At 67.4% G+C, this 24,861-nt stretch carries 22 protein-coding genes and 1 CRISPR repeat array; of the genes, 9 read left to right on the top strand and 13 right to left on the bottom strand.

Going from position 1 to position 24,861, the window contains the following annotated elements; translation table 11 throughout:
• Positions 1–52: 52 nt before the first annotated feature.
• Positions 53–397, top strand: a complete 345-nt coding sequence (locus ACIBK5_RS15820) for a hypothetical protein (RefSeq protein WP_399019914.1) — start codon at positions 53–55, stop codon at positions 395–397.
• A gap of 237 nt (positions 398–634) precedes the next feature.
• Here ACIBK5_RS15820 and ACIBK5_RS15815 read toward each other — a convergent pair whose 3' ends face one another.
• The 9 genes from ACIBK5_RS15815 to ACIBK5_RS15775 all read right to left on the bottom strand — a co-directional run bounded on the left by ACIBK5_RS15815 (position 635) and on the right by ACIBK5_RS15775 (position 6,489).
• Positions 635–1,180 (bottom strand): hypothetical protein, encoded by a 546-nt coding sequence (locus ACIBK5_RS15815; protein ID WP_399019912.1) that lies wholly within the window; start codon positions 1,178–1,180, stop codon positions 635–637.
• A gap of 86 nt (positions 1,181–1,266) precedes the next feature.
• Positions 1,267–2,319 (bottom strand): DUF2637 domain-containing protein, encoded by a 1,053-nt coding sequence (locus ACIBK5_RS15810; RefSeq protein WP_399019910.1) that lies wholly within the window; start codon positions 2,317–2,319, stop codon positions 1,267–1,269.
• A 62-nt stretch (positions 2,320–2,381) separates the two neighbouring features.
• A complete protein-coding gene (locus tag ACIBK5_RS15805) occupies positions 2,382–2,801 on the bottom strand; it encodes a DUF6195 family protein (protein ID WP_399019908.1) in 420 nt (139 codons plus the stop codon).
• Complete coding sequence (locus ACIBK5_RS15800; RefSeq protein WP_399019906.1) at positions 2,798–3,148, bottom strand: DUF4326 domain-containing protein; 351 nt, start codon at positions 3,146–3,148, stop codon at positions 2,798–2,800. The genes ACIBK5_RS15805 and ACIBK5_RS15800 overlap by 4 nt, the downstream gene beginning before the upstream one ends.
• On the bottom strand, positions 3,148–3,873 hold the full coding sequence (locus ACIBK5_RS15795; protein WP_399019904.1) for an ATP-binding protein: 726 nt from the start codon (positions 3,871–3,873) through the stop codon (positions 3,148–3,150). The genes ACIBK5_RS15800 and ACIBK5_RS15795 overlap by 1 nt, the downstream gene beginning before the upstream one ends.
• An 838-nt stretch (positions 3,874–4,711) precedes the next feature.
• Positions 4,712–5,071, bottom strand: coding sequence for a hypothetical protein (locus ACIBK5_RS15790; protein WP_399019903.1), 360 nt, complete (start codon positions 5,069–5,071; stop codon positions 4,712–4,714).
• A gap of 61 nt (positions 5,072–5,132) precedes the next feature.
• Positions 5,133–5,723: a WhiB family transcriptional regulator gene (locus tag ACIBK5_RS15785; RefSeq protein ID WP_399019901.1), complete on the bottom strand. Its 591-nt coding sequence runs from the start codon at positions 5,721–5,723 to the stop codon at positions 5,133–5,135.
• Positions 5,724–5,782: 59 nt separating this feature from the next.
• A complete protein-coding gene (locus ACIBK5_RS15780; RefSeq protein ID WP_399019899.1) occupies positions 5,783–6,172 on the bottom strand; it encodes a hypothetical protein in 390 nt (129 codons plus the stop codon).
• Positions 6,172–6,489 carry a transcriptional regulator gene (locus ACIBK5_RS15775; RefSeq protein WP_399019898.1) on the bottom strand — a complete coding sequence of 106 codons (318 nt, stop codon included), beginning with the start codon at positions 6,487–6,489 and terminating at the stop codon, positions 6,172–6,174. Before ACIBK5_RS15775 ends, ACIBK5_RS15780 begins: the two co-directional genes overlap by 1 nt.
• Positions 6,490–6,864: 375 nt before the next feature.
• Here ACIBK5_RS15775 and ACIBK5_RS15770 point away from each other — a divergent pair, with 375 nt between their 5' ends.
• Entirely contained in the window at positions 6,865–7,722 is an 858-nt protein-coding gene (locus tag ACIBK5_RS15770; RefSeq protein ID WP_399019896.1) for a helix-turn-helix transcriptional regulator, read from the top strand.
• 93 nt (positions 7,723–7,815) lie between these two features.
• On the opposite strand, the gene ACIBK5_RS15765 is transcribed toward ACIBK5_RS15770, so the two are convergent.
• The 4 genes from ACIBK5_RS15765 to ACIBK5_RS15750 all read right to left on the bottom strand — a co-directional run bounded on the left by ACIBK5_RS15765 (position 7,816) and on the right by ACIBK5_RS15750 (position 11,850).
• Positions 7,816–8,739 (bottom strand): hypothetical protein, encoded by a 924-nt coding sequence (locus tag ACIBK5_RS15765; protein WP_399019894.1) that lies wholly within the window; start codon positions 8,737–8,739, stop codon positions 7,816–7,818.
• Between the two features lie 209 nt (positions 8,740–8,948).
• The gene (locus ACIBK5_RS15760; protein ID WP_399019892.1) at positions 8,949–10,136 is read right to left on the bottom strand and encodes an amidohydrolase family protein; all 1,188 of its coding nucleotides are present in this window, start codon (positions 10,134–10,136) and stop codon (positions 8,949–8,951) included.
• 22 nt (positions 10,137–10,158) lie between these two features.
• Positions 10,159–11,271 carry an MAB_1171c family putative transporter gene (locus ACIBK5_RS15755; protein WP_399019889.1) on the bottom strand — a complete coding sequence of 371 codons (1,113 nt, stop codon included), beginning with the start codon at positions 11,269–11,271 and terminating at the stop codon, positions 10,159–10,161.
• Between the two features lie 3 nt (positions 11,272–11,274).
• On the bottom strand, positions 11,275–11,850 hold the full coding sequence (locus ACIBK5_RS15750) for a hypothetical protein (protein ID WP_399019887.1): 576 nt from the start codon (positions 11,848–11,850) through the stop codon (positions 11,275–11,277).
• 675 nt (positions 11,851–12,525) lie between these two features.
• Here ACIBK5_RS15750 and ACIBK5_RS15745 point away from each other — a divergent pair.
• The 7 genes from ACIBK5_RS15745 to cas6e all read left to right on the top strand — a co-directional run bounded on the left by ACIBK5_RS15745 (position 12,526) and on the right by cas6e (position 21,775).
• Positions 12,526–12,939, top strand: a complete 414-nt coding sequence (locus tag ACIBK5_RS15745; RefSeq protein WP_399019885.1) for a pyridoxamine 5'-phosphate oxidase family protein — start codon at positions 12,526–12,528, stop codon at positions 12,937–12,939.
• Between the two features lie 394 nt (positions 12,940–13,333).
• Positions 13,334–16,222, top strand: a complete 2,889-nt coding sequence (cas3, locus tag ACIBK5_RS15740; protein WP_399019883.1) for a CRISPR-associated helicase Cas3' — start codon at positions 13,334–13,336, stop codon at positions 16,220–16,222.
• A gap of 279 nt (positions 16,223–16,501) precedes the next feature.
• Positions 16,502–18,208, top strand: coding sequence for a type I-E CRISPR-associated protein Cse1/CasA (gene casA / locus ACIBK5_RS15735; protein WP_399019881.1), 1,707 nt, complete (start codon positions 16,502–16,504; stop codon positions 18,206–18,208).
• A 130-nt stretch (positions 18,209–18,338) separates the two neighbouring features.
• Positions 18,339–18,944 carry a type I-E CRISPR-associated protein Cse2/CasB gene (casB, locus tag ACIBK5_RS15730; RefSeq protein ID WP_399019879.1) on the top strand — a complete coding sequence of 202 codons (606 nt, stop codon included), beginning with the start codon at positions 18,339–18,341 and terminating at the stop codon, positions 18,942–18,944.
• A gap of 124 nt (positions 18,945–19,068) precedes the next feature.
• Positions 19,069–20,223, top strand: a complete 1,155-nt coding sequence (gene cas7e, locus ACIBK5_RS15725) for a type I-E CRISPR-associated protein Cas7/Cse4/CasC (protein ID WP_399019877.1) — start codon at positions 19,069–19,071, stop codon at positions 20,221–20,223.
• Positions 20,220–21,017 (top strand): type I-E CRISPR-associated protein Cas5/CasD, encoded by a 798-nt coding sequence (gene cas5e / locus ACIBK5_RS15720; protein WP_399019875.1) that lies wholly within the window; start codon positions 20,220–20,222, stop codon positions 21,015–21,017. The genes cas7e and cas5e overlap by 4 nt, the downstream gene beginning before the upstream one ends.
• A gap of 5 nt (positions 21,018–21,022) precedes the next feature.
• Positions 21,023–21,775, top strand: a complete 753-nt coding sequence (cas6e, locus tag ACIBK5_RS15715) for a type I-E CRISPR-associated protein Cas6/Cse3/CasE (RefSeq protein WP_356922100.1) — start codon at positions 21,023–21,025, stop codon at positions 21,773–21,775.
• Between the two features lie 987 nt (positions 21,776–22,762).
• Positions 22,763–24,855: direct repeats of the CRISPR family, unit length 29 nt; unit sequence GTCGGCCCCGCGCCTGCGGGGATCCTCCG.
• Between the last annotated feature and the right edge of the window lie 6 nt (positions 24,856–24,861).

The following is a 24,861-nucleotide window of genomic DNA, read 5'->3' as shown; positions in this document are numbered from 1 at the left end:
TCTAGGATCGGTGCGCCCCGTGGTCATCTGCACCCCCCCGGGAGGAGTCGGAATGAATGGCGAGGAGGCCGCCCACAAGCTGGGCGTCGACCTGGCTTCCCTCTCCCCTGCCCCTCCCGCGCCCCGCTTCGCCCAGACCTGGGCGCGGATGCAGCAGGAGCCGCCCTGTTCATCTTGCGGTCTGCCCTCCCGTACCAGCGGCGTGATCCACGACGTGGCTCACGGGTCCCGCTGGTTCGACCGATGCCGGGAGTGCTTCCTCGCGACGCCGCCGACGCTGCGTGTGCCGCTGGCGCAGTTCCTCGACGAGCTGGGTGAGGTCGCGGCCGCCGTGCAGCTGCCGCTGCGGACCTACACCGACGAGATCGGGTGGGGCGATGAGTGGCGTGGACGGTGAGGGGTCCACCTAATCCTGACGGCGGGCCGCCGGGTGATGATGCACGGCTGGTGGGGTAGGCGGCACACGACCGAACGCCAGTACCGGTCATGGATCGGCCGAGCGCGCGATGAGGGCGAGCGGGTGGCCGGAGGGTTCGAAGGTCAGCCGCCGGCCACGAGCCTCGGGTGGCGAGCAGCCTCTTCACGCCTGCCTCGACCTGGTGCCGCGGGGTGCCCTGCTCCCGAAGGCGGTGTCCTATGTGGTGAAGCGCAGGTGCTCGATTGCTACGCCGAGCCACGGCGCGGCTGGGCTGGAGAGGAGAACCGGCGCACACACCGTGTACGAGAGCACGACCTGGGGTTGCCTCACGGTGACCTCTGACAGGAGGGCATGGTCGAACGGCAACCAGGTGGCCGCCCCGGACGGCCTGAGTCGTACTCCGGTGGAGGTGAGGACTACCCGGGCCACAGTGCGATCGCGCCACTGCGGGGCTGCGGCGTCTTCCGCCTCCTGTCGCCGCCGGGCGTCGAGTCGGTTGTTGGATATCCACCGCCGGCCGAAGGTGGGGTGGTTCTCGAAGTACCCGGCCGACAGTGGGTAGGCGATCTGGGTCCCGTAGAACCGGGCGGCCGAGCACGTCACGTCCGCGAAGGCGACTTCTCCGTCTGCAAGAGGAAGGTCGTCCACCTGGACCGGGTCGAGTTCGCCGCCCCTCTGGAGATGGGAGGCGAGCGCGGACGCTGCATGTACGGTGTCGGGTTGGGCCGCGTCTTCCGCTCGGCCCGTTCGGCGAAGCCACATAGTCATTCCTTCCTGATCAAGCGGCCTGCCACGGCCTCCCGCGGTTCTTACCGCGGGAGGCCGTGACGGCACCCCATGAGATGAGATCACCAGAGGGCACTGGAGGCTGCGGCGGGAGTCGTCGCCGCGGCCTCCTCCTCTTCCTTCAGCCGAGCCAGCAGCACGCCCAAGCGGTCATTGCTGATCGGTTGATGCGCGCGGACCGCCTCCTTCACGGCGTCACGGCTGATCCGTCCGGCTTCCTCGGAAGCAGCCCGCGCGATCGGCAGCAGGTCCGTCAGCCACTGGTCGTCCGTCTCCCGGTCGGGCAGGAGCTCGGCACCGTCCGGGACAGGCGACTGTGCGCCGTCCGCCGGGGCAAGGGGCGCTGCCGGGATGGAGGACTCGGCCGCCGCAGTGGTCGCCATCGCTGTCCGCCGGTCCGTCGAGTCGAAGGACCGTCCGGCCAGGTCACACGGATCTTGATCCTCGTCGTCCGCTTCTGCGGACGGATTCGTGCTTGGCTCATCCGCAGGAAGGCCACCGATTCCATCCTCCTTGCGTTTCCGCAGGTCAACAGGGTGGTCGGCAGAACGTTCCACCGCGGACGGACCAGCGGGGAGGCTTCGTGCCTCGGCCGTCACTGTCGCCTCCAGTGCGCTGGGTTTCGGCTGGGCCGCGATCCTTTCGGGCGGAGGTACCTCTTGCTGGACCGGTCCCGGACCGTTGTCCCCGCCGTCCGGGACCGACAGCTCGGCGGTCCGCGCCATCAAGATGTAGAGGTGCACGGAGCCTGCCAGCGCAAGCGGCGCGAGCGTCGACAGCACGCCGACGACGCTGTCCGCGAGGTGCAGCGCGGACCGTCCGGCCTGCGGACCGACGTTCAGCGTGATGGCATGGAGGGCGTTCGCGCCGAGACTCGCCCCGGTCGCCGCAAGGAAGAGAAACCAGGCGTACAGCCGAGCGGCGAATCGCTGGTGGCGAAGGAGCACGATCGCTCGAACGCCGTACGCGATGAACCCGTCGATGAACACCGGGAACAGGTAGCTCAGGCTCCCCCGCGCGTGGATCGCGATGGCGATCTGCCGCAACGCGTCGTAGGAGAACGCGAAGCCGGCCGCCCCGAGCAAGATGATCGCGGAGCGGTCCCAGGCCGTCATTCCGCGAAGGCTGTAGGCCCCCTGCGGATCGGTTGCCGTCGCCTCTATGTGCGCGCGAGACATCAGAGGTCGTCTCCCTCGCGCGGGTCGATCGACTGCCAAGCGGGGGTCTGGGAGAGCAGCTGTCCGAGCTGTTCCAAGGACGTCACATGGTGCACATGCTGGCTTGGGCAGCTCACGCACGACACACGCAGCAGGATGCGCTCCGTGCCGCCCTGGTCGGTGAAGTACAGCTCCAGGTGCTGGCCGCCTACGGTGTCGAGCGAGGCGCAGGCTTGCAGGTGTTCTTCGAAGGAGAGGAGCCCCAGTACCTCCCAGTCGAGCGTGACGGCCGCATCGCCCAGGAGACGACGCGCGTACTTCGACGCTGCCGTGATGGACCTGGGCCCCCAAGTACGGAAGGCGTCTTCCCGCGAGGCAGTGCGCCGCCTTTCGACGGCCGTGAGGTGCTTGGCCGCAGCGAACATGATCGGGTGACTCATCGAGGGCCTTCCGAGATGGTGCAGGTGCGGTTCAGGCCGCCGGACTCGTTGGCGATGCGGAGCAGGACATCGGCGTGGCACGGCGCATCGAGAGGGCAGGTGCACATCAGGTCGATCCCGCGCAGATCGCGGGCGAATCGGGTCGCGTAGAAGCGGCCTACAGCGCCGCGAAGCATTTCAGCGAACAGGTCCACTGTCTCTGCCGAGTCCATCGGGATGCTTTGGAGAGACGGTCCGGGGTCTCCAACCCGGAAGGGGTTCGCGTACCAGCTGCGGGGGCCGACGTATACACAGGTTGTGGACAAGGCTGCGGCGTCGCGCCGTGCTCCGCGAAGACGGGTTGGCATCAGGCGGCCCTCCCGCCACGCCGCCGGTCAACGCCGATCATCGGCACAAGGGTGGTCACCATCTCGGCCAGGCGACTCGCCACCCGAGCCCCGACGAAATCGCTTAGGTCGGGACCATTGTCGTCGCGGGCAGGCAGGTTGGATGTGATGATCGTCGGCAAGCAGTGGTTGTACCTGTAGTTGATGAGCCGATAGGTCACTTCCTCGGTCCACTCCGAGGTCTTCGCCGTGCCGAGGTCATCGAGCAGCAGGTACTGCACCTCACTGAGCCGCCGAAGCTCCCTTTCCGACGAACCCACTACGTGTGAGGGGCGCAGGTTTCCGTACATGTCTGCAGAGTTGACGGCGATCAGCTCGTACCGGTCCGGTCCGCCGGCCGCGATCCTCCGCAACGCGCCGTACGCCTGGTGTGTCTTGCCCGTCCCCGTGAGACCGGTAAGAAGCAGAGCACCGGCACTGGCGTCGTCCCCGAGAGCGCGATCAGCCCATGCGGTGACCTCCGGCATCGTCGCTTCAGCGTCGCGGAACCGGGGAGGGGTGGCGGTCTGCCAGCGATTCAGCGCGTAGTCGGCCCGAGCGCGGCGGTGCCACTCACGGTCGCCCGGGTTTCTTTCCGGTGACTCCTCGGCAGGGCTGTCGGGCACGAGCTGAATTCCTTTCGCAGCGAGTATTCGTTCCATGGCGCGCATTGACTTGGCGCTGCCCGCACGCTCCGGCTCTGCCATGATCAAAATCCGTTCTGGTAAGCACTTGGCTCTGAGTTCTGAAATGACGCCCAGCCTGAGGTCTGCCTATGCAGCGGCACAACGTTGCTCTGGGGTCCCGCCGTTGGGGCGTGCGAGGGGAGGTCAGCCCAGATACGCAGCAGGTAGCGGGCTGACTGGGGAGGCCGGTCGGTGTTCCACCGGCGCGCGACCATTTCGACCAATCGTTCATGCCCCCAACGGGCTGTGAGAGCTGTTACCCGATCCCATTCCGATTCGTTCAGCCGCCAGCCGACGAGCATTCCGGCACTTGTTATGGCTGTTACCAGGTCCTTGGCGCCATCGGGGACCTTCACCGAATCCTGATGCGCTGGGGGCTTCTCTCGGCCTGAGGTAAGCAAGCTAGCTTGCTTATTGGTGGTGGTAATACTCCCGTAGGGAGTATTACCACCACGCGTGCGCGAGGAAGAATATTCTGGATTGCCGTGCGTCAACTTCCCACTTGCAGCCGTTGAAGGGGAGTTTGCGGACGTGACTTCCAAGAACCTTTTTCCTTCTTCTACCGCTTCGGGGGGTCGAGTTGGAAGTTTCGCGTTCTTGTTGAAGAGGAGTATCGAGTAACTGTTGGGGTTCGAGGCGCCTCCTCCGCGTTCGTGGCTCAGTTCGCCGAGCGCCGTCAGTTCTCCGAGGCACTTAGTTATCGAGCGTGTGGTGAGGCGGGTGAGACTGGATATTTTTTCCAGGGTCAGTGTGGCCCTTCCCTTGTCGTCGGCCTCGCGGGCGAGAGCGAGCATGACCAGCCGCGAGCCCCTGCACGACCGGGACATTGACCAGACCAGTTCGGTCGCTATATCGCTCATCAGTAACTTCCGTCAGCTATCGCTATGCGGCGGACAGGGGACAGTCCGAAGGAGTGATCATCTTCCGGGATGTACCCGTTCTGATGAGGTTCGGGAGTGAGATACAAGGTCCCGGTGGGGAGATGGAAATCATGGGCAATGCGCCAGTCGGCGGTGTTGCAGAATTTCCGCCTTATCATGCCCGCCGCCATTCTTTCGGTCCGGCGGTCGACGAGAATGCGATAGAAGTCGGGTTCGAAGAGGTGGGTAACAGACCTGCGCTCCGGATACACGCGGACAAGTACTGCTGTGGGGGCTATATTCCGGATCGCCGTGCTGAGGTTTGTGCACGACGAAGCGGAGGCATCGTCCTGGAACATGAAGGGCTCCCGGAATCACAAGGGATTCCTTGCGAGAAGAATTTTTCCCTGTGGGGGCGTGTCAGGCAGCGTCACTGCTGTGAGCAGGAATGGCTGCGGCTGAGCTGGACTCGTACTTCTTCCGGTGGCGTCGCGCGAGTTTCAATAGGTATTCGTGCGTGACGCCGAGCCCTCGTGCTACAGCGGACGGTTCGAGTGACGGGTCTGCGTCGAACTGGGCAATCACAGCTTTCCGCTCGGCCTCGGTAAGAATCGCAGTGCAGCCATGAAGGGCTCTCTGGACCGACTCCGTGTTCAGCCGCTGCTGCCACGCTGCGCGCAGTGTGTACCGCTCTGATGCTAGGAGGCCGGCTCGAATACCGAACTCGTCATCGTCGCCGAGAGATTCGACCAGGCACCGGGACGCCACAGCCAGTGGGCATGATGCGCAGAGATTGCGTGGCCGGTTGAGGGCAGTGCCCAGCTTGTTCTTCACGATTTCATGATCTTCGCGGGGTCCATCCCCGGGAGGGAAGAAGATGTCGATGTCCTGATTGGAGCATTTGGCTTCTTCCGCCCAGTGCTTCCCGGGGGCTTTCTTCGACTCTTCTATGAGAGGAGACCAATCTCCCCGATGTGCAGCCTCGATGAGACCGCGTATGTCAGTGCTCATTTGTGTCTCACGATGTTTACAGCGTCAAGCGCCTTCGCGCGCCTGCACGCACGAGGAGTTCAGAAACGCTTGCGCGACCGCTTGGAAGGCTGAAGTGAAAGCAAGGCAGACTCGCGTTGCTTCTCGGTATCCGTGCCGGGGTTGACGAAATGCATATCCGAAATGGCGCGGAGGTCCTCCTCCGTAAACTGAACGAACTTCCCGAGCTTCCGGTGAGGAAGCGTTGAAATTCGTTCGCGCAGCCACTTTTCCGGAATGTTCAGCCTCTCGGCCGCTTCGCTGTATCCGAGATGGAGACGCTTGTCGTCCGGTTCTGACGGTCGGCTACTCAGCAGCGCATCGATGCCGCCCGCGTGAGCCAGCAGGTTCATCACGGCTGCGAGCCCTTGCAGTTCGGTGGGCCCGAGGGCGGCAGCCGGGCTCGCGCTCGCCGGTGCCAAGGCCGACATCACGTTCCCAGCCCACGCAGCTGAGCTGTCCGCAGGTCGAACGCATGGCCGCCGGAGGCTGCCCAGCCGGCCTGCGGGAACGAGCGGATGATCCACCGCGCCATGGTCAACGCCTTCGCTCGGGGCACGGAAAGGGCCTGCCCGCGGTCGCTGACGGCGGTGAGTCCCAGGTGGGGCCACAGGGTCCGAGGGCCGTGGAGGCGAACCTGTACGACGGCGGCCTCGGCGGGCAGCATCGATGCAAGCTGCGCGGCCAACCGTTCATCCGGTCCCGAGGCAGACTTCGCATTCGGGTTGCAGTCCGCAGTAGGGGACATGCGACACTCCTCTATGTGGTACGCCACTCCGTCGTGCCGTGCGAAAGGACACGGAGTGGCTGTGCGAGTGATCTTGAGTCCCTGTTGGGGCAGCGGATCACGAGCTGTCTGGCGTCCGAGAGGTGCGAACTCTCGGACGCCGATGGCGTTTTGAGGGGAAGAGACGCGCACGAGTCACGTGCCGCTTCTCCTCGCCACCGGGCTGGTCCCCGGAGGAACCAACAGGTGGACGAAGGCGGAGAGGGGTGCGAACCCCCTCGTTTTTCGCTAGTCTGAAGCTATCTTGGTTCTCGCGAAAAGTCAACAAGCCGAGGTTTTCTCGGTTCATCAAAAAAACGAGGTCTGATGCCAGCTCGCCGCTTCGATAGAGCCCGTGTGCGCGCGGTACGTCGAGCCGCCGAGATCTCGCAGTCCGACGTGGCATCCGCCCTCGGCATTGCGGATTCGACGGTGGCTGGGTGGGAGCTGGGCTCGTCCGAGCCGGACCAGGAGAAGCTGCCTGCCCTTGCCAAGGTTCTCGAACAGCCGTTGGACGATCTGTTCCCCCGCCATGGATTGCCCGACCTCACCGACCTGCGGTGCGACGCCGGCCTCTACCGGTACGAGACGGCAAGGGTCATCGGTACCAAGAGCGATGGTCCGGTGGCCGGCGCGGAACAGGGGGTACGGCCCCTCAAGGCCAAGTACCTTGAAGCGCTGGCCAGCGAGTACGGGGTGACTGAGGACGAGCTGAGGCGAGCGCAGGAACGGTCAGCTGCCAAGGCTCGTGGCGAAGAGGCTACGGACGAGGCTGCTGTCGTCACGCCGGCCGAGCAGTCGCCCCGAACACTCGCCGAAAAGATCACTCTCCTCCTCGAACGCTCATACTCGGCGGGTGCTACACCGAGGGACGAGGAGATCGCAGAGGCGGTGAACGCCTACGCAGGGGTGCAGGTCGTCACAGCCGACAAGGTCACGGCCTTGCGAACGGGTGCCGAAGCAGCTGCCGCCCCGGTGGTCCTGGAAGGTCTTGCCGACTTCTTTGGCGTCTCGCGTCTGTATTTCGAGCCGGACGACTTCGTTGCTCGGCAGGTCTACGAAGGACTTCGTCTGATGTCGGCGACCAAGAAGGGGAAGGTGGGCCGCGTCCGGGCCCGCGGTCTGGGCCCGGAAGGGCTGCCAGCAGATGTCCTCTCGATCTTGAACAATCTCGCGAGTGAGCTGGACGAAGCCGCCCCAGATGTTGACGGGTAGTGCTTGATCTCAGGCTTCACCGGCACGGCGGGGTATGACGGCGGCCAGGAGTACTCCTGGCCGCATCAGACCGGCCCGGCCCACACAGAACGCTCAGGACGTGCGGGCCTTGATGTCGGTGCCGCTCCACAGCTCGTCCAGTTCATCCGGGCTCGGCTCGTAGCCCTCTGGGTACATGGCAGCCGCCCTGTGGCGGGCATCTTGGACGGTGTCGTGGGTTGCCCGATTCAAGCGGGTCAGCAGAGCAAGCGCCGGTTCGTGGGTGATCGGGTCGACGATGTCTCGGGTACGAGCTGAGTCCCAGTCGGCCACCTTCAGAGCGGTGGACACGAGCTGTTGGGCCAGCCGTGCGGGAACCGTCACGACGTCGTCGTCGGCGGCGGCCGCTCGTATGAGCCGGTTGCGGATGACTCGTGCGTTCTCCCAGCCGCGCCAGATGCCCTCTTGGTGGTCTGCCGTGCTGCCCCGCTCGATGTGCTGGGACAGCGGGGGATAGGCCAGCACCAGCTCGGCGGCAGCGCGCCAGTCCCGGAGCGGCGCCTCCACGGCAGCCTCGCTGATGAACCGGGCCCGCAGGAGGTCCGCACTCCACTGGCGGCTCCGGTCGTGTTGTTCGTGCGCTGCGCAGTCCGGACACAGCAGCCGTCCTTGCCGCCCTGAAGGCTTCCAGGAGCGGCTGGTTCGCAGCAGCTCCGACCCACAGTTGGTGCAGAAGGTCCCTGAAGGGGTAGGGCCGATCGCCGCGAGCATGTCGTTGAGGGTGAGGCCGGCGGCCTCGGCCAGGGCCCGGCCATGGATCCCGGGCTGCTGCCAGTAAAGGTGCCTAAGCACCTCGATCAGTTCCGGGGCGTGGACAGCTTCCACTGCATCACGCAGACACTCGACCCGGTCCAGCACGTTCTGTCGCATGAGGTCGAACCGTTGCTGGGCCTCTGTGAGGGCAACTTCTGCATCAGTGAAGTCACGGACCGATCTCTCAACGTTGCTCATGATCTCGTGCAGGTTCTCCTCACTCATGCTCGCGAGCCTCGCACGAGTTCAGCCGCAATCTCCAACCGGAGAACCTCGTCAGCAGTCGGCCGGGATCCTTGGCGGTCGATCGGGTGGGTGCCAGGTTTGCCAGGCTGTACGTCGAGTCGTCGACGAGTCGGCGCAGCGGATGGTGAGAGGGAAGCCCGAGGGGATGAACGAGTTGGTGCACGCGGCGGCATGCGCGACGGCTAGGGCTACTCTGCCGTTGCACCCGGCTCAAATCGCATGCCAGAGGCGAACACGGCCATGGGGTTCTTCAGCGCACCGAGGTCAGTAAGCGGGTCGCCGTCGACCAGCAGGAGATCTGCTCGGTAGCCGGGAGCGATGCGCCCCGTGACGGAGCCCAGCCCCAGTGCCTTGGCCGCTTCGGACGTCGCCATGTCGATGATCGAAGCGTTGTCCAGGCCCAGGTGGGTGTAGAAGGACAGGGCCGGGACCAAGCCGTCGAAGCCCGTGCGCTGTACGCCCGCGTCGGTTCCGGCCACCAGGCGTACGCCTGCGTCGGCCATCTGCCGCACCAGATCGAACATCGCGTTAGCACGCTCCTCTCCGAAGACCCGGGGGAGCATCTGCCAGTGAGGGCTGACCGCCGGGCAGACGGTGATGCCCTGAGCGACGATCTGATTCACCACGTCCCGCCGGAAGTCGAGCCCGCCGCTCGACAGCCACGTGCAGTGCTCGATCGTGTCCACACCGGCTTCCACGGCCGCGGCGATGCCATCGGCTCCGTGCGCGTGCGCCGCCACCGGCACACCTGCCTTGTGGGCCTCGTCCACCACGGCGGTCAGTTCCTCTGCGGAGAACTGACTCTGGTGGCTCTTGGGGCCGTCCTTCGTAAGACCACCGCCGGTGACCATGACCTTGATGACCCCGGCCCCTGCGGTGAGGTTGCGACGTACGAGTTCGCGGGCCTCCGCTCCACCGGAGACCTCACCCCCGAGGAAATGGCAGTGCCCGCCCACGGTAGTCACGGGCGTGCCCGCAGCCACGATCCTCGGACCTGGCGTGGCCCCATCGTTGATCTCCGCAGCCAGACGCAGCGCCAGGCCACCCCGATCACCGAGGTCACGGGCCGTGGTAACTCCACTGTTCAGGAGTTGTTCCGCGCGACGGCGCATGTCCTCAAACAGGACCTCATCCGTCGACTCCTGGAGAGTGGAGACCGGATCAGGACCGCCATCGAAAGCCAGGTGAACGTGCGAGTCGATCAGCCCCGGCATGACGGTGCCGTCGAAAGCGCAGCGGGGGACATCGGCGCCGACCTGTTCCTCGATCTGTATGCGCGGGCCGACAGCCGTGATCGTGTCGCCCTCGATGAGTACCGCGCCGTCCGCCAGGTAGGTCCCCGAGCCGACGAGGACTCGTCCACTGGTGATCAGCATCTCGTCTCCTTGATCCTTGGGGTCATGCAGCATCGCGCAGAGCGTCGGACACTGCGATCAGTTGTTTCACATCCGCCTGTCGGTCCCTCCCGAGCGCCATGGCGAGATGAACCGCCTGACGCGGCGCCGGGGTGCCCTCCCCTATCCGGGCTGAGGCTCGACGAAGCCGGGCAGCAAGCTCAGCAGCATCGGTGCCAAGGCTCGCGCTGTCCTCGCCCTCATCAAGCAGGTATGGGCTGATGTCCACCAGGCCGTCACGGCACTCCACGATGCGGCGGTGGTAGCGCCGGTGCACGCCCCGGGCTCGCAACCGGTCCCAGGCCGCCGGAGACGCCGACGTCAACACATTCTCGGGGTACGCGTCCGCCAAGAGCTCCCACAGAGGTGCGAGGCGGCGGTGGTCACGTCGGTGTCGGAGCCAGAGCCGTAGGGAGGAGATACGGGTGCGGGCTGCGGAGTAGGTGATACCCGCTGTGAACAGCCACACGGACGCCACCAGGAGGAAGGCCACAGCCGTCATGAACGGCTTGGGTACATCTGTGTCGGCCCAGCGAACGGCGACCACGACGGCACGGATTGCGCAGGCCACGGCCATCGTTCCCAGGCCTGCCGCCGCCATCCAGAGGCCGGTGGAGTGCGGTCCCTGCGACATACGGGCATAGCGGCGAGTCCACCGACAGGCCGTGCCGAGGGCGTACATGAGGTAGAGGCCGGCCCCGCCGTAGAACAAGGCGACCTGCGGAACCGTCATGTCGGCACTGCTATAGCTTCCAACAAAGGCCTCGTGCGCCGTCGCCGCGGCCACAGTGATCGCGATCACGACGACCACGACTCCGACGGCTTCCCTCCGTGCTCTGCGACGGCCAGCGCCTTCGTCGGCGGCGGAGTAGAGGTAGAAGCACATGAGGAAGTAGACGGACAAGAGCAGAAGCACGTTCTGGATCAGCTTCGCGGCCCCGTGGCCGGCGACTGTATCAACGCCGTATGCGCCGCCGGGCATTGCTAGGGGATACGACAGCGCAGCACAGACCAGGCAGAGAGTGACAGAACGAAGGGGCGCGTCACGAGGGGATCGCTTCAGCTGGTAGAGCTTCCATACGAGAGCGGCTGCGAGCCCCAGGAGGAGCAGTTCCACGGGCTACAGCCATCCCCGTCGGTCAACGAGAGCCGACTCCACGCGCCGCAGCGAGGGGTCAGCCGATAGCGGAGTGGTGTCGTCCAAGAGCGATGACCACTCCAGGATGATGGTGGCGACCAGCTCGACGGAGCACTCCTCGCTGTCGTCGTACGAGCATCGGTGGGCCACGCGCTTGACTGCCTCAGGATCGAAGACCGGCAGCATGGATGCCCAGCCTTCAACGAGAACGGCCTTGTCCTCTTCTTGATCGATCGTGGTGGCGTCAGCCGTCGTCGCGTTGACGGACTGTCCTGTGGCCTCTTCGTCCTCTGCGACGAGGATATGGCCTACTTCATGAAGAATAATATGATCTTGATGCAGTCGAGTGGTTTCCTGCTGGTAGAGGATCACATCGAAGTCCTCGTACTCGACCCAAATCCCCGAAGGCCCAGGCTTCGGGAGTGGAGTCTCCCGCAGGTAGAGAGGGCGCTCACGCCGTCGGCTGAGCGCCCTGCAGAGATCCTCGACGTCGAGCGGAGGAGTGATGCCGAGATCTTGCAACTCGCGGCGAATCAGACGGTGCAGATCTCTCTCCACGGTTCGATTCGCGGCTGTGCGCCAGCGCCCGAGACGTCCACGGCGTGCTTCGCGCTGCGAAGGCCCTCGGTGCTCAACGGCCTCTCGACCGCGATTGCCTGACCACACTGAGTAATCCCTCCAAAGGGGCGGTGATGTCTCCCCTGACCTGGGTGGCGCCGCGCCGCGGCGACCACGTCAGGTTCCCATCGCCGGAAACGACGGCAGTCGGCTAAGCCAGCGCGCCCCGTCAACGCCCTCCACGGGGCCTCGGGCGTCTGGAAGCCAGATCGCTTCACCATGCAGATGTCACTTACGCGAACGCGCACATTGCGTCCAGCGCACTGCCTCGCGGAGCCTCTGGGAACCTCTTGGGACAGTACGTGACGGCCCTGACAGGGCATGGCTTGAAAAGCATGATCGGTACGTGTAACTCGCAAGTAGCCCCGGCTGCCAAACCGCGCCAAATCATCCACTCATGCTCTTGATCATGCCTTTGAACTGCGACTTCGCTGGATGGAGTAGGTCTTCCGAGAGTCAAGGGCTGTCAGGGTTCTTGTTGCAAATTCGTTATCTCATCGAAGGGGGGAGGTGGTGGGATACCGCAGCAAAACGTATCAATTAGCCAACTGGACATGGTGTGGCAGTGGCCACCTTGGGACAGTTCAGTCAGGCGCCGCCATTACGCTTTCAGTCATGTCGAACGCGATATCGGGCCAGTCTGAGAGTTACTTGGAGTTTTGGGGTGAGTACCACCTGTGCACACTGACCACTCTGCGTCCTGATGGGCGCCCGCACGTGGTGCCCGTCGGTGTAACGGTCGATGCTGACGCTGGAGTGGCCAGGGTTATCACCCGCAAATCCAGCCGGAAGGTCGCCAACATCCTTGCGGGCGGGAACGCGGCCCGTGTCGCCGTATGCCAGGTAGACGGCGGCAGGTGGGCAACCCTTGAAGGGCTGGCGGAGGTCTGCACGGACGCCGAAGCCGTCGAGGAAGCCGTCTCCCGTTACGGAGAGCGATATGGGCGCACCCCGACACCGGACCCGGAGCGCGTAGTCATCCGGATCTCCATTGAGCGAGTCATGGGGCGGCCTGCCCTGGCTCGGTGAATTTGGCGATGCCCGGCTGCCGTGATCTGAGGTTCGCCAAGCAGGCCGGACAGACCGGCCTCCCGCTCGCTCCTCACATCGGAACGGATTGCGCGCGCATGCTGATCGGCCGGCGCTGGGCTTGACTCAGACCTCGACCCCGAACCTTCGAGGCCAATCGCCGTTTCTTGAAGCCCAGGGTGGGGTGGGTCAATTTTGCGACTGGTCTGGGTCGTTGAGCGGTCAGTTGTTGCTCGTGGGCAGACGGCCCTCGAAGGCGATTTGGAAGGCGTTGAGTGGGGCCAAGCCGTGGGCTTCCTGCGTCTTGGGATCTGGGGATTTCCGCAGTTCAGGTCATGTTGTCAGTGGCGGCCTCTAGGCTCTGCTGCTCCGTTCTGGATGAGCGTGCGGGGGCATGGTGGACGTGCAGGGGTTGAGCGAGCGTTACGAGCCGTTCGTAGTGCGGGCGCTGGAGACGTTGTGGGGTAAGTCGAGGGAGCGTGCAGGGGGCAGGACGAACCTTCTGCTGGCGCACCTCTTGGACACGGCGGCCGTTGCTGAGTTGCTGTGGGACGGCTTCCTCGCACGGGCAACGCGGTCGGCGCTGGACGAAGTTGCGGGTGAGCCGGGCCGAGGGCGGCGGTTGTTTGCCTGGTTGTGCGGGGTTCACGATTGCGGGAAGGCGACGCCGGCACATCAGCGTTTGTGGCCGGAGGGAGCGGAGGCTGTACGCCGATCGGGGCTGACGTGGGTTGAGTCGGCTGCTGTGGCGGGGGCGAAGCAGCAGAAGCGGTGGCGTCACGACTGGGCGGGTGGCCTGTTGGCTCGAGAGTTGCTGGCCGAGGCCGGGTGGGATGGGGAGCAACTGGACTGGGTGTGGCCGCTGGTGGCCGGGCACCATGGTGCGTTTCCTTCACTTCGGGAGGTGCAGGAGCCGTCTCATGCGAAGGGGCAGCTGCGGGGGAGGGCAGCGTGGCGCCGGGTTCAGCAGGCTCTGCTTGATGTGTTCACTCAGGAGGTCGGGTTCGGGTCGCTCGGTGAGGTGGAGCCGATGGCGGTTCCGTCCAGGTCGCTCCAGTTGCAGCTCAGCGGTCTGGTGGTCATGGCGGACTGGATTGCCAGTGACGAGCGCTTCTTCGTGGGCTTGGACGATCTGGGGCTGGTGAGTCTGGATGCTTCCCGTGAGCGGGCGGCGTCGGCGTGGAAGGCTCTGGGGCTGCACGGTGGATGGGGTGCTTTGGGCGTGCCAGGGCCCGAGGCGTTCCGGGACCGGTTCGGGTATGCGCCGCGGCCCTCGCAAGCCATGGTGGTTGAGGCAGCTCGCCGCATGGGCGGTCCGGGTCTCATGGTGATGGAAGCGCCGATGGGTGAGGGCAAGACCGAGGCTGCTCAGGCCGCGGCGGAAGTCCTGGCGGCCAAATTCGGCGCGGACGGTGTGTTCGTGGGGATGCCGACCCAGGCGACCAGTGATCCCATGTTCACCCGCACGCGACGGTGGGTGGAGGCAATCGAAGGGGAACTTGCCTCCCGCGTAGTGCTGTTGCACGGCAAGAGAGCGTTCAACCGGGAGTGGAAGGCCCTCCTGGAGGACGCGGATGCGTACGCGGACGAGGCGTTCCACGGGGTGGATGAGTTTGGTTTGGACAACGACCCGTACGGGGTGGAGCCTGAGGTGCGCGGCGTGCCCGAGCGGCAGGCGCCTGCCGAGTGGTTTCTGGGGCCGAAGCGCGGGCTGCTGGCCCCCTTCGTGGTCGGTACGGTTGATCAGCTTCTGTATGCGGCTACCCGTACGCGGCATGTGATGCTGCGGATGGCGGGCTTGGCCGGGAAGGTCGTGATTCTGGACGAAGTGCACGCGTGCGACGTGTACATGAGTCAGTTTCTGCGGGAAGCGCTGCGTTGGCTGGGCCAGGCCGGGGTACCGGTGCTGGTCTTGTCGGCGACGCTTGCCCCCGCGCAGCGCACAGCGTTGGTCGAGGCTTATCTGGCCGGTGCGGCATCACGTGAGGAGTTCCGGGTCGAGGTTCCGGCGCCGCTGGGGTATCCGAGTGTCACGGCGGCCTGGTTGTCAGCCTCGGGGGAGCCGCAGTTCCACGTGGATGCAACGGACAGTTGGCGCGAGGACCTCGGCGTGGTGGTGCAGGTAGTGCCCGAGGCGGTGCCCGGCGCGGGTTCCTCGCGTGAGCAGCGGGAGCGGTTGCAGGCCGAGGCGGATGCGAGGGTGGGGGACCTGCTGGCGAGTGAACTCGTCGACGGAGGGACCGCGCTCGCCATCCGCAATTCCGTTGCACGGGCACAGAGTCTCTTCGAAGAGTTGCGCGGGCGGTTCGGTGATGACGAGGTGCGCCTTCTGCATGCCCGTTTCACGGTGGCCCGGCGTGCCGATCTGACGGAGGAGTGCCTGCGTCTGCTGGGTCCGCGGACGCCGCGCCCACGGGGCAGCCGGCTGATCCTGGTGGCGACTCAGCTGGCCGAGCAGTCCTTCGATGTCGACGCCGACATGCTGATCACGGATCTGGCCCCCGTTGACCTGTTGCTGCAGCGGGTGGGGCGGCTGCACCGGCACGAGGACACGTGGCGCCCGGACAGGCTGCGCGTGCCACGGGTGTTCGTCACGGGGTTCGAGCCGCGTGAGGGACGTGAACCGGCCACCGCGTTTGCCAGCGAGGCGATTTATGGGAGTCATCTGCTGCTGCGGACCGCTGCTGTGCTGCCCGGTGCAGGCGAGGTGTGGTCGGTCCCGGCAGACGTGCCCGGGCTGGTAGGGAAGGTGTACGGGGCGGATGCGTCGCTGCTGCCCGAGGCGTGGCGGGAGGCTGGTGAGGCGGCCTGCCGGGAGCATGAGAACCGGGACCGGATCCGTGCCGAGGAAGCGCGGAAGTTCTTGCTGACGCCGCACGGTGAGCACGAGAAGCGGACGCTGGCGGGTCTGCACTACGGCGGATCCACGGCGGGCAGCGACGAGGCTTCGTTGCAGGCGGCGGTGCGCGACGGTGACGAGTCCGTCGAGGTCGTCCTGGTGGTCCGGGACGAGGACGGGGATGTCTTCCGGACGCTGGCGGGGCGGGTCTTGAGCGTCAATGGCGATGTGGCGCCCGAAGTGCTGGATGAGGTGCTGGGGTCGGTGGTGCGCCTGCCGTCGAAGTTCACCCAAGCAGCCCAGGAGTTGCGGCCGTTGCCCGGCTGGCACGGCCATCCGTGGTTGCGCCGCAGCCGTGCACTGGTGCTGGATCGCTCGCGCAGGGCCCGACTCGGCGACGTCACGGTGTCCTACGACGACGACTTCGGATTGCGGCAGACGTAGGTTCCGGCGTCGGCCGTGCGGCTGCAGTGGGCTCGCAGGGGGTGAGGTGAGCCGCCGGGCCGTGGCCCGGCGGCTCAGTGCCCCGCGTGGCGCGGGGTCGAGGCGATTCCCGATCTGCTGTGCAAACAGAGAAGGGGATCATCCCCGCAGCCCGGGCCATCGCGGTCCGGTCGCCGGGGGTCAACGGCCGGATTGTTGCACCTGATTGCGAAGAAAGCATGTGGACGCCTCCAGGCCACTGCTAGCGTTAAACATAGAAGCTTCCATCGAGGGGGACCGATGAGCCATGGTTTTTCCTTAACGGACGACTCCTGGCTGCGCTTGCCGCCAGCCGCGGGGGGACCGGCACAGGAATACTCGCTGCGCACCGCGTTGCTGGAGGCACACGAATTCGGCGACCTTGTGGTGGAGCTCCCCACCCAGAGGCCGGCCGTGTTCCGGCAGGTTCTGCTGGCCGTGGTTCTCGACGCCTTGGGCCGTCCGTCCGACGAGCGCGAGTGGATGAACTGGTTCTCCACACGGCGCTGGTCAGGGGAGCAACGCGGAAAGCTCGAGGCGTATCTGGACACGCATCGCGGGCTGTTTGATCTGTTCGATCCGGTGCAGCCCTTCGGGCAGGTCGCCGGGCTGTGCACCGCGAAGGGCGAGACGAAGAATGCCGGGCTGATCGTAGCGACCGCCGCCACCGGGAATAACGTGCCGCTGTTCGCTTCCCGCACAGAGGGCGACACCTTCTCGCTGTCTCCGGCACAGGCGGCACACTGGCTGCTGCACACGCAGTGCTGGGACACCGCGGCGATCAAGACGGGCGCGGTGGGCGACCCGAAGGCGAAGGCGGGCAAGACAGTCGGAAATCCGACCGGGCCGCTGGGGCAGATGGGCGTGGCCCTGCTGGTCGGCACGACGCTGTTCGAGACGCTGCTGCTGAACCTCCCGGTCGGGGCGCCGCCGACGTCGGCCGACCTGCCGCAGTGGAGGAGGCGCGAGCCCGACGATCCGCGTTCGGCCGGCACCCCCCAGTGGCAGGAGCGGGCCCCCGAAGGACTTCTGGACCTGTGGACCTGGCAGTCCCGCCGGATCCGGCTCTTCCCGGAAACGACTGACGAAGGCCTGCGGGTGACGCGGGTACTGGTCGCTGCGGGGGACCGGATGCCTCACACACCCGAAACCGAGCCGCACACCATGTGGCGAGTAGAACCGACCGGCAGCCGAAGCACGGGGAGAAGCAAGGGCGGCACCACATCCCCGCGTCGTCCTCTGCGCCTGCAGCCCGGCAAGGCCGCGTGGCGCGGGCTCGATGCGCTGCTGGCACCCGAGCGTCAGTCCAGGGAAGCAGGGGAGAAGACGAGCGGGTTCGCCACGAGCAAGCTCCTGGACCAGGCCGGCGCACTGGCACCCGATCTCGGCGAGGCCTATCCGCTGCGTGTGGAACTCTCCGGTGTCGCGTACGGCAACCAGTCAGCCGTCATCGACGACGTGATGTTCGACGCGCTGCCCCTCCCGCTGGCCGCGCTCGAAGCCGACAGCGACGTCCGCTCAGCGCTTCTCGAAGTAGCTGAACAGGCTGAGCAGTTGGCCACGGCCGTCAATCACCTCTCGGCCGATCTACGGCGTGCTCTGGGCAGCGAACCGATCCCCTGGGACAGGGGGCAGCGCCCCGGGGAGTTCGTCCTGCACGCCCTGGACCCACTGGTGCGGCGGTTGCTGGCCGGGATGAGGGAGGTGGAGGACCTGGAACGGATCGAGGCCGGGCAGCTCGCCTGGGAGCAGCTTGCCTGGCGCCGGAGCTGGGAGGTCGCTGACCGCCTCCTCCAGACCGTGCCCGTTGGAGCGTTCGTGGGCAGAAGCGTCTCCCAGGGGGAGGGCAAGCCCGAGCGCACGCACCGCGTCTCGCTGGCCGAGGCATCCTTCCTCAAGCGCCGTGCGCAGATCCTCCACCGCGCAGACGCCCACCGACGCAACTGCCCCACCCCCGACAACCGGTAGGCGGCAAGCCGCCTTTCGAGGTGTCCTTCTCTAGTCGTCACGCCCTGGCCGGAGGGATCCGGCCATGCCCTCCGGGGCGTCCTCCCACGCCTTGGTGATACAGCGTCCCTCATCACGTCTGGACACGGTCATGACCGAAGAAGACTCTACGAAGCAGCGCATCTGGCACCGCTACATCGGCGCTGACGGCACCTGGCGCCGCAAGAACGGCACTGCTGCCGTGCAGCGCCCGCCCGGCGAGGACCTCGCGGTTCTGCGTCGAGGTCTGGGCCGCCCCGCCGGAACGGTGCTGGAGCTGTTCCCGTTCTACACCTGCCCGGTTGACGACTACGCCGCCCGCCGCGGGGAGGTCTCGGCCGAGCAGGAGGCCGAGCACATCGCGCTCGCGCTCTACGGGCTGCACCAGCAGAGCCAGGACCGGCCGATGCACCGCGACGGAGTCGGTCTCGGCCGGGCCATGCTCGAGCTCCGGCGCCACGACCGCACCAGTGACCAGGCCGTCGACTCCCGCTTCCAGCAGGCGTTCTCCGCAACGTCGACGGCGGCGCTGCGGATGCGTCTGCGGGGTCTGGTCACTCAGCTCAAGGACATCAAGCAGCCCCTCGACTACGACCGCCTGGCCTTGGACCTGAACGACTGGAACCGGCCCGAGTCCCGCTCCCGCGTGCGCCGCCGCTGGGGCCTGGACTACTACGCCTGGACCCAGCCGGCACCGGCTCCACGCCCCGAGCGCTGAGACCACCAGCACGACCGACGTCCGCCGCCCCGCAGCGGACACTCCCTTCCCACCCGCCCGCCCGGATCCGTTCCGGTCACCGGTCGCCAGACTTTCGCTCACTCACACGACCTGGAGCAACCCGATGACCCAGCGCCTCTACATCGACGTGCACGTCGTCCAGACCGTCCCGCCAGCCAACCTCAACCGAGACGACCAGGGAAACCCCAAGGAGGCCATCTACGGCGGTGTCCGCCGTTCCCGCGTCTCCTCCCAGGCATGGAAGCGAGCGTCCCGCCAGCACTTCGACGCCCAGGCTCCCGAGCCCGACCGCGCCACCCGCACCAAGCGCATCACCGGTGAACTCATGGCCCGCATCTCGCGGAACACCGGCCTGGAGAGGGAGGACGCCGGCCGGATCGCCGCCGCCCTGCTCGCCCAGCTCGGCCTGAGCCAGGGCAAGAAGGCCGGTGACACCGCCTACCTCCTCTTCTACGGCAACGCCCAACTCGACGCCGTGGCCGCCCTCGTCGCGGACCGTGCCGCAGACCTCGCAGCACTGGACGAGAAGGCCCTCACCGAAGCAGTCAAGGAACTGCCCGTCGCGCAGACCTTCAAGACCGGGCACCCCGTGGGCGTGGCCCTGTTCGGACGTATGGTCGCCGACATCCCCAAGCTCAACGTCGACGCAGCCGTGCAGGTGGCCCACGCGCTCTCCACCCACGAGACGCAGCTCGAGTTCGACTACTTCACCGCCGTCGACGACCAGAACGAAAAGGACGAGACCGGAGCCGGGATGATCGGCACCATCGGCTTCAACTCCGCAACCCTCTACCGCTACGCCACCGTCGGGTTCGCACAGCTCACCGACAACCTCGGCGGTGACACGCATGCCGCTCTCGACGCCCTCGACCGATTCGTCGACAGTTTCGCCCTGTCCGCCCCCACCGGCTACCAGAACTCCTTCGCCCACCGCACCCGCCCCAGCCTCGTCGCGGTCGTCGTGCGCACCGACCAGCCCGTCAACCTGGTCTCCGCCTTCGAAGAGCCCGTCGTGGCGGAAGCCGGCATCCAGGCGAACTCCGCCCGCCGCCTGGCCGAAGAGCACATCACCGCCACACAGGTATGGGGCGACACCCCCCTCTACGCTGGGGCCAGCCACACCTTCACCACCCGCGAACCCCGCACCAAGGACACCGCCGAGACCCTCACCCAGGCCTTCGGTGAACCCGTCACCTTCGCCGACCTGCGCACCACCCTGCACGCCCGCATCACCAACGCCCTGGGGGCACAGGCGTGACATCCTCCGACCCCACCTCCGTCCTGGTGCTGCGGCTCGCCGCACCGCTCCAGTCATGGGGCGACCGCAGCACCTTCAACCGACGTGAGACCCGACCCGAACCCACAAAATCCGGAGTCGTGGGCCTTCTCGCCGCAGCCGCCGGCCGCTCGCGCCACGCCGCACTGGACGACCTCGCCGGGCTGGGACTCGGCATCCGCATCGACCAGCCCGGCAGCATCCTGCGCGACTACCACACCGTCAGCGACCACCGCGGCCAGCCGCTCCTGTCCGCCGCCGTCACCGCCAAGGGCCTGCAGAAACCCACCTCGCCCGCCAAACACACGCACATCACCCAGCGCTTCTACCTCCAGGACGCCGTCTTCCTGGCAGCCGTCGAAGGCCCCCAAGAACTCATCACCACCCTCGAACACGCCCTACGCCACCCGGCCTTCCCCCTCGCTCTCGGCCGCCGCTCCTGCGTGCCCACACAGCCTCTGGCCCTGGGCCAGCGCACCGGCTCACTGCAGGACGCGCTGCGCGCCGAGCCCTGGCAGGCCACCCCCGCCGTACGCAAGCGCTGGGGGCACCAAAACGGCAACGCCGCCACCATCGACCTCCCCGCCACCCTCGACGACCCGGCAGGAGACGAAGTCCGCGAGGACGTCCCCCTGTCCTTCGCCCCGACCAGCCGGACCTTCACCACTCGCCGTACCCGGCACACCTACCTCGCCGCACCCACCGGCCTCACAGCCGACCCCACACGGCCCCCGAACACCGCAGGCCACGACCCCTTCGCCCTCCTGGGCTGGTGACCGACATGCCCTATCTCTCCCGCATCCGCATCAACCCCCTGCGCGCCGAAAGCCGCACACTCCTCGCCAGCCCCCGCGCCATGCACGCCGCCGTCCAAGGAGGCCTTCCCGGCCTGCCCGAACAGGACCGCACCCTGTGGCGGCTCGACGCCGACAACCCCCACCGCCCCCACCTGTTCGTCCTCACCACCGACAAACCAGACTGGACCCACCTCGTCGAACAGGCAGGCTGGCCAGGCGCCGACGGCGAGCACTACGCCGTACGCGACTACGCCCCACTCCTGCAACAACTCGCACCAGGGCGCAGCTTCGCCTTCCGCCTCACCGCCAACCCCGTCCAGAACACCAACCGGCCCGACAAACCCACCGCGCGCCAACAAGCACGCATCGAAGCCGGCGACCGTCGCAGCTTCCGCCTCGGCCACCGCACCGCCGCAGCCCAACTCAGCTGGTTCCTCACACGCACCCAACGCTGGGGCTTCGACATCCCCACAGCCCCCCACCTGGACACAACCCACGACACCAACGGAGAACCACCCCGCGACATCCGCATCACCACCCGCCAACGCCGCTCTTTCGGCAAAGGCCCGGCCACGGCGAAAGAAGCTCACGTCGTCATGCACTCCGTGACCTTCGAAGGAAGCCTGCGCATCACCGACCCGGCCCTCCTCACCGAGCGCCTCCTGGCCGGCATCGGCCCGTCCAAGGCCTACGGATGCGGACTGCTCACCCTCGCCCCACTCCCCGAAAGGGCATGAACACCGTGCCCGACATCTGTGTCTGGATGGTGGCGTCGGCCCCGCGCCTGTGGGGATCCTCCCCCGATCATCTTCGCGATGCAGGATGAGTCTGGTTCGCCCCGCGCCTGCGGGGATCCTCCGTCGCTCGCGCAGAACGGCGTCGCTTGGATCAAGTAGGCCCTGCGCCTGCGGGGATCCTCCTGACGACCTCAGCACTCCCCGGAGCGATCACAGGTCGGCCCCGCGCCTGCGGGGATCCTCCGGTGTACCGGGCATCGCACGAGTCGATCGTGATGTCGGCTCCGCGCCTGCGGGGATCTTCCGGAGCCGATCGAGAACGACCGGGTGAAGATCAGGTCGCCCCCGCGCCTGCGGGGATCCTCCGCTCCACCAGAACATCAACCAGATCCACCAGACGTCGGCCCCGCGCCCTGCGGGGATCCTCCGTGGACCGACGCGGCCAGCGAGGACATCGGGCTGTCGGCCCCGCGCCTGCGGGGATCCTCCGGCGTGGTTCGCGGAGCAGCAGACGGTGCCGCGGTCGGCCCCGCCTGCGGGGATCCTCCGTACATCAACGACATGGCCAAGGCCCTCCGCGAGTCGGCCCCGCGCCTGCGGGGATCCTCCGTACCTCTCCGTCTCGGCGGCGGACACGCTCGGGTCGGCCTCGCGCCTGCGGGGATCCTCCGACGATGCCATCGGTGTCGGAGCAGGCGATGGCGTCGCCCCCGCGCCTGCGGGGATCCTCCGCTGGCGGAGGCGACGAGGACTTCGCTGCCCGGGTCGGCCTCGCGCTGCGGGGATCCTCCGCACGGCACCCTCTGCAACGATTGCACCCTGACGTCGGCCCCGCGCCTGCGGGGATCCTCCGAGCTTTCCCAGCTCAACGCCGTAGACCTTCACGTCGGCCCCGCGCCTGCGGAGATCCTCCGGCGATGGTCCACGGCCGGGTGTCGATGTGGGTGTCGGCCCCGCGCCTGCGGGGATCCTCCCTTCAAGAACGAGGCTTTGCCGCCCTCGGCGGGGATCCTCCGACCACCACCGACGCCAACCCCGAGGCCTGCAGGTCGGCCCCGCGCCTGCGGGGATCCTCCGCCGAGGCCCGTGGCCCACAGCTGCGCATCGGTGTCGGCCCCGCGCCTGCGGGGATCCTCCGCAGTTTCAGCGACGGATGTGCACCCGTACCTGGTCGGCCCCGCGCCTGCGGGAATCCTCCGGCGCTGGCCCTGCGCCAGCAGCGTGACTGGACGTCGGCCCCGCACCTGCGGGGATCCTCCGGACTGGGCGATCAAGAAGCTGCTCGCCCTGGTGTCGGCCCCGCGGCCTGCGGGGATCCTCCGCGGAAGAAGGGCGCCGGAACGTGGTACCTCGAGTCGGCCCCGCGCCTGCGGGGATCCTCCGACCGTCCAGTTCCGCGCCCTCCAGCGGATGCGGTCGGCCCCGCGCGTGCGGGGATCCTCCGAACATCGCCGTCGGTATCGGGGGCGTGATCAAGTCGGCCCCGCGCCTGCGGGGATCCTCCGGCGTACATCGACGAGAACGGCATCACCGGCACGTCGCCCCCGCGCCTGCGGGGATCCTCCGTGCGCGTGCGAACTCGCCCATGACGACGGCTGGTCGCCCCCGCGCCTGCGGGGATTTTCCGTGCACCGGGTACACCCCGGTCTGCTGCGGCCGGTGGGCCCCGCGCCTGCGGGGATCCTCCGGTCATCAAGGCCTTCCAGGGTCGATGATGTGGGTCGGCCCCGTGCCTGCGGGATCCTCCGGGCGTCGCCGAGCTGCTCGAGGGGATGTCGGCCCCGCGCCTGCGGGGATCCTCCGACGGTCGGCACCACGAAGTCCGGGGTCAACGGGTCGGCCCCGCGCATGCGGGGGTACTCCGGACCGCGTCCGGGAGGTGACGACCGCCTTCTAGTCGGCCCCGCGCCTGCGGGGATCCTCCGCGGGGGTGCCCCACCTTCAACGGCTATGACGTGTCGGCCCCGCGCCTGCGGGGATCCCCCGGGGTAGGACAGCGGGGAGGCGATGACGAGGTCGACCCCGCGCCTGCGGGGATCCTCCGGCTGAGCGGCAGGTCGTGAACTCCCACATTCAGTCGGCCCCGCGCTTGCGGGGATCCTCCGATGCCTGGGTCCCGGGCGAGCAGGCTGATCCCATCGGCCCCGCACCTGCGAGGATCCTCCGTGGGGTGGCTTCAGCTTCTCCGACGACGTGCGGTCGCCCCCGCGCCTGCGGGGATCCTCCGACGGTGGAGAGGATGCGTTCGGGCGCGAATCCGTCGACCCCGCACCCACGGGGGTCTTCCGCGGAGGTGAACCATGGGCTGCCCTTGGGGCTCGTCGACCCCGCCTCTGCGGGGATCTTCCGTGATCAGCATGGACTGGCGCTACAAACGCGGCCGTCGCCCCCGCGCCTGCGGGGATCCTCCGTACCGCGATGAGTAGTTGGCGCCGACGCCCCCGTCGCCCCGCGCCTGCGGGGATCCTCCGAGTAGGTCGCCGACGACATCGAGACCCGTTCTTCGGCCCCGCGCCTGCGGGGATCCTCCGGAGTCGTCATGTCCCTGGAGCGCACACCCCCGGTCGGCCCCGCGCCTGCGGGGATCCTCCGCCCTGTGACACCTGCCAGGACTGCGGACGGTGGTCGGCCCCGCGCCTGCGGGGATCCTCCGCTCGGGGACGGCAGCATCGGCGGGGCGATGGAGTCGGCCCCGCACCTGCGGGGATCCTCCGGCTTCGGCCATGGTGGCGTAGGCCTTGGCGGGGTCGGCCCCGCGCCTGCGGGGATCCTCCGTCGTACCTCGACCACGCCCTGCGCGACCACCCGTCGGCCCCGCGCCTGCGGGGATCCTCCGGTACGGCAGTTGCCTCACGCAGGTTCTGTGAGGTCGGCCCCGCGCCTGCGGGGATCCTCCTTCGTAATGCCTGAGGTGTGCCGTCCTCGGCACGTCGGCACCGCGCCTGCGGGGATCCTCCGGAGCGGTCGGCGATCCGGGCGCGCACCCGCCAGTCGGCCCCGCGCCTGCGGGGATCCTCCGGTCTGTTCGGTCTGGTCCAGTGCTGTTGCGCCGTCGGCCCCGCGCCTGCGGGGATCCTCCGGTGCTG

The organism is Streptomyces sp. NPDC050546 (genome assembly GCF_044457425.1).
Classification (GTDB): Bacteria; Actinomycetota; Actinomycetes; order Streptomycetales; family Streptomycetaceae; genus Streptomyces.
The sequence above is the reverse complement of the archived record's forward strand: the minus strand, read 5'-3'. Positions and strand labels throughout refer to the sequence as shown.

What these genes read in the sequence shown, in the direction of transcription:
- ACIBK5_RS15820 (WP_399019914.1), top strand. Translation starts at nt 53, where the DNA reads ATGAATGGCGAGGAGGCCGCCCACAAGCTGGGCGTCGACCTGGCTTCC.
- ACIBK5_RS15815 (WP_399019912.1), bottom strand. Translation starts at nt 1,180, where the DNA reads ATGTGGCTTCGCCGAACGGGCCGAGCGGAAGACGCGGCCCAACCCGAC.
- ACIBK5_RS15810 (WP_399019910.1), bottom strand. Translation starts at nt 2,319, where the DNA reads ATGACGGCCTGGGACCGCTCCGCGATCATCTTGCTCGGGGCGGCCGGC.
- ACIBK5_RS15805 (WP_399019908.1), bottom strand. Translation starts at nt 2,801, where the DNA reads ATGAGTCACCCGATCATGTTCGCTGCGGCCAAGCACCTCACGGCCGTC.
- ACIBK5_RS15800 (WP_399019906.1), bottom strand. Translation starts at nt 3,148, where the DNA reads ATGCCAACCCGTCTTCGCGGAGCACGGCGCGACGCCGCAGCCTTGTCC.
- ACIBK5_RS15795 (WP_399019904.1), bottom strand. Translation starts at nt 3,873, where the DNA reads ATGGCAGAGCCGGAGCGTGCGGGCAGCGCCAAGTCAATGCGCGCCATG.
- ACIBK5_RS15790 (WP_399019903.1), bottom strand. Translation starts at nt 5,071, where the DNA reads ATGTTCCAGGACGATGCCTCCGCTTCGTCGTGCACAAACCTCAGCACG.
- ACIBK5_RS15785 (WP_399019901.1), bottom strand. Translation starts at nt 5,723, where the DNA reads ATGAGCACTGACATACGCGGTCTCATCGAGGCTGCACATCGGGGAGAT.
- ACIBK5_RS15780 (WP_399019899.1), bottom strand. Translation starts at nt 6,172, where the DNA reads ATGTCGGCCTTGGCACCGGCGAGCGCGAGCCCGGCTGCCGCCCTCGGG.
- ACIBK5_RS15775 (WP_399019898.1), bottom strand. Translation starts at nt 6,489, where the DNA reads ATGTCCCCTACTGCGGACTGCAACCCGAATGCGAAGTCTGCCTCGGGA.
- ACIBK5_RS15765 (WP_399019894.1), bottom strand. Translation starts at nt 8,739, where the DNA reads ATGAGTGAGGAGAACCTGCACGAGATCATGAGCAACGTTGAGAGATCG.
- ACIBK5_RS15760 (WP_399019892.1), bottom strand. Translation starts at nt 10,136, where the DNA reads ATGCTGATCACCAGTGGACGAGTCCTCGTCGGCTCGGGGACCTACCTG.
- ACIBK5_RS15745 (WP_399019885.1), top strand. Translation starts at nt 12,526, where the DNA reads ATGTCGAACGCGATATCGGGCCAGTCTGAGAGTTACTTGGAGTTTTGG.
- cas3 (WP_399019883.1), top strand. Translation starts at nt 13,334, where the DNA reads ATGGTGGACGTGCAGGGGTTGAGCGAGCGTTACGAGCCGTTCGTAGTG.
- casA (WP_399019881.1), top strand. Translation starts at nt 16,502, where the DNA reads ATGAGCCATGGTTTTTCCTTAACGGACGACTCCTGGCTGCGCTTGCCG.
- casB (WP_399019879.1), top strand. Translation starts at nt 18,339, where the DNA reads ATGACCGAAGAAGACTCTACGAAGCAGCGCATCTGGCACCGCTACATC.
- cas7e (WP_399019877.1), top strand. Translation starts at nt 19,069, where the DNA reads ATGACCCAGCGCCTCTACATCGACGTGCACGTCGTCCAGACCGTCCCG.
- cas6e (WP_356922100.1), top strand. Translation starts at nt 21,023, where the DNA reads ATGCCCTATCTCTCCCGCATCCGCATCAACCCCCTGCGCGCCGAAAGC.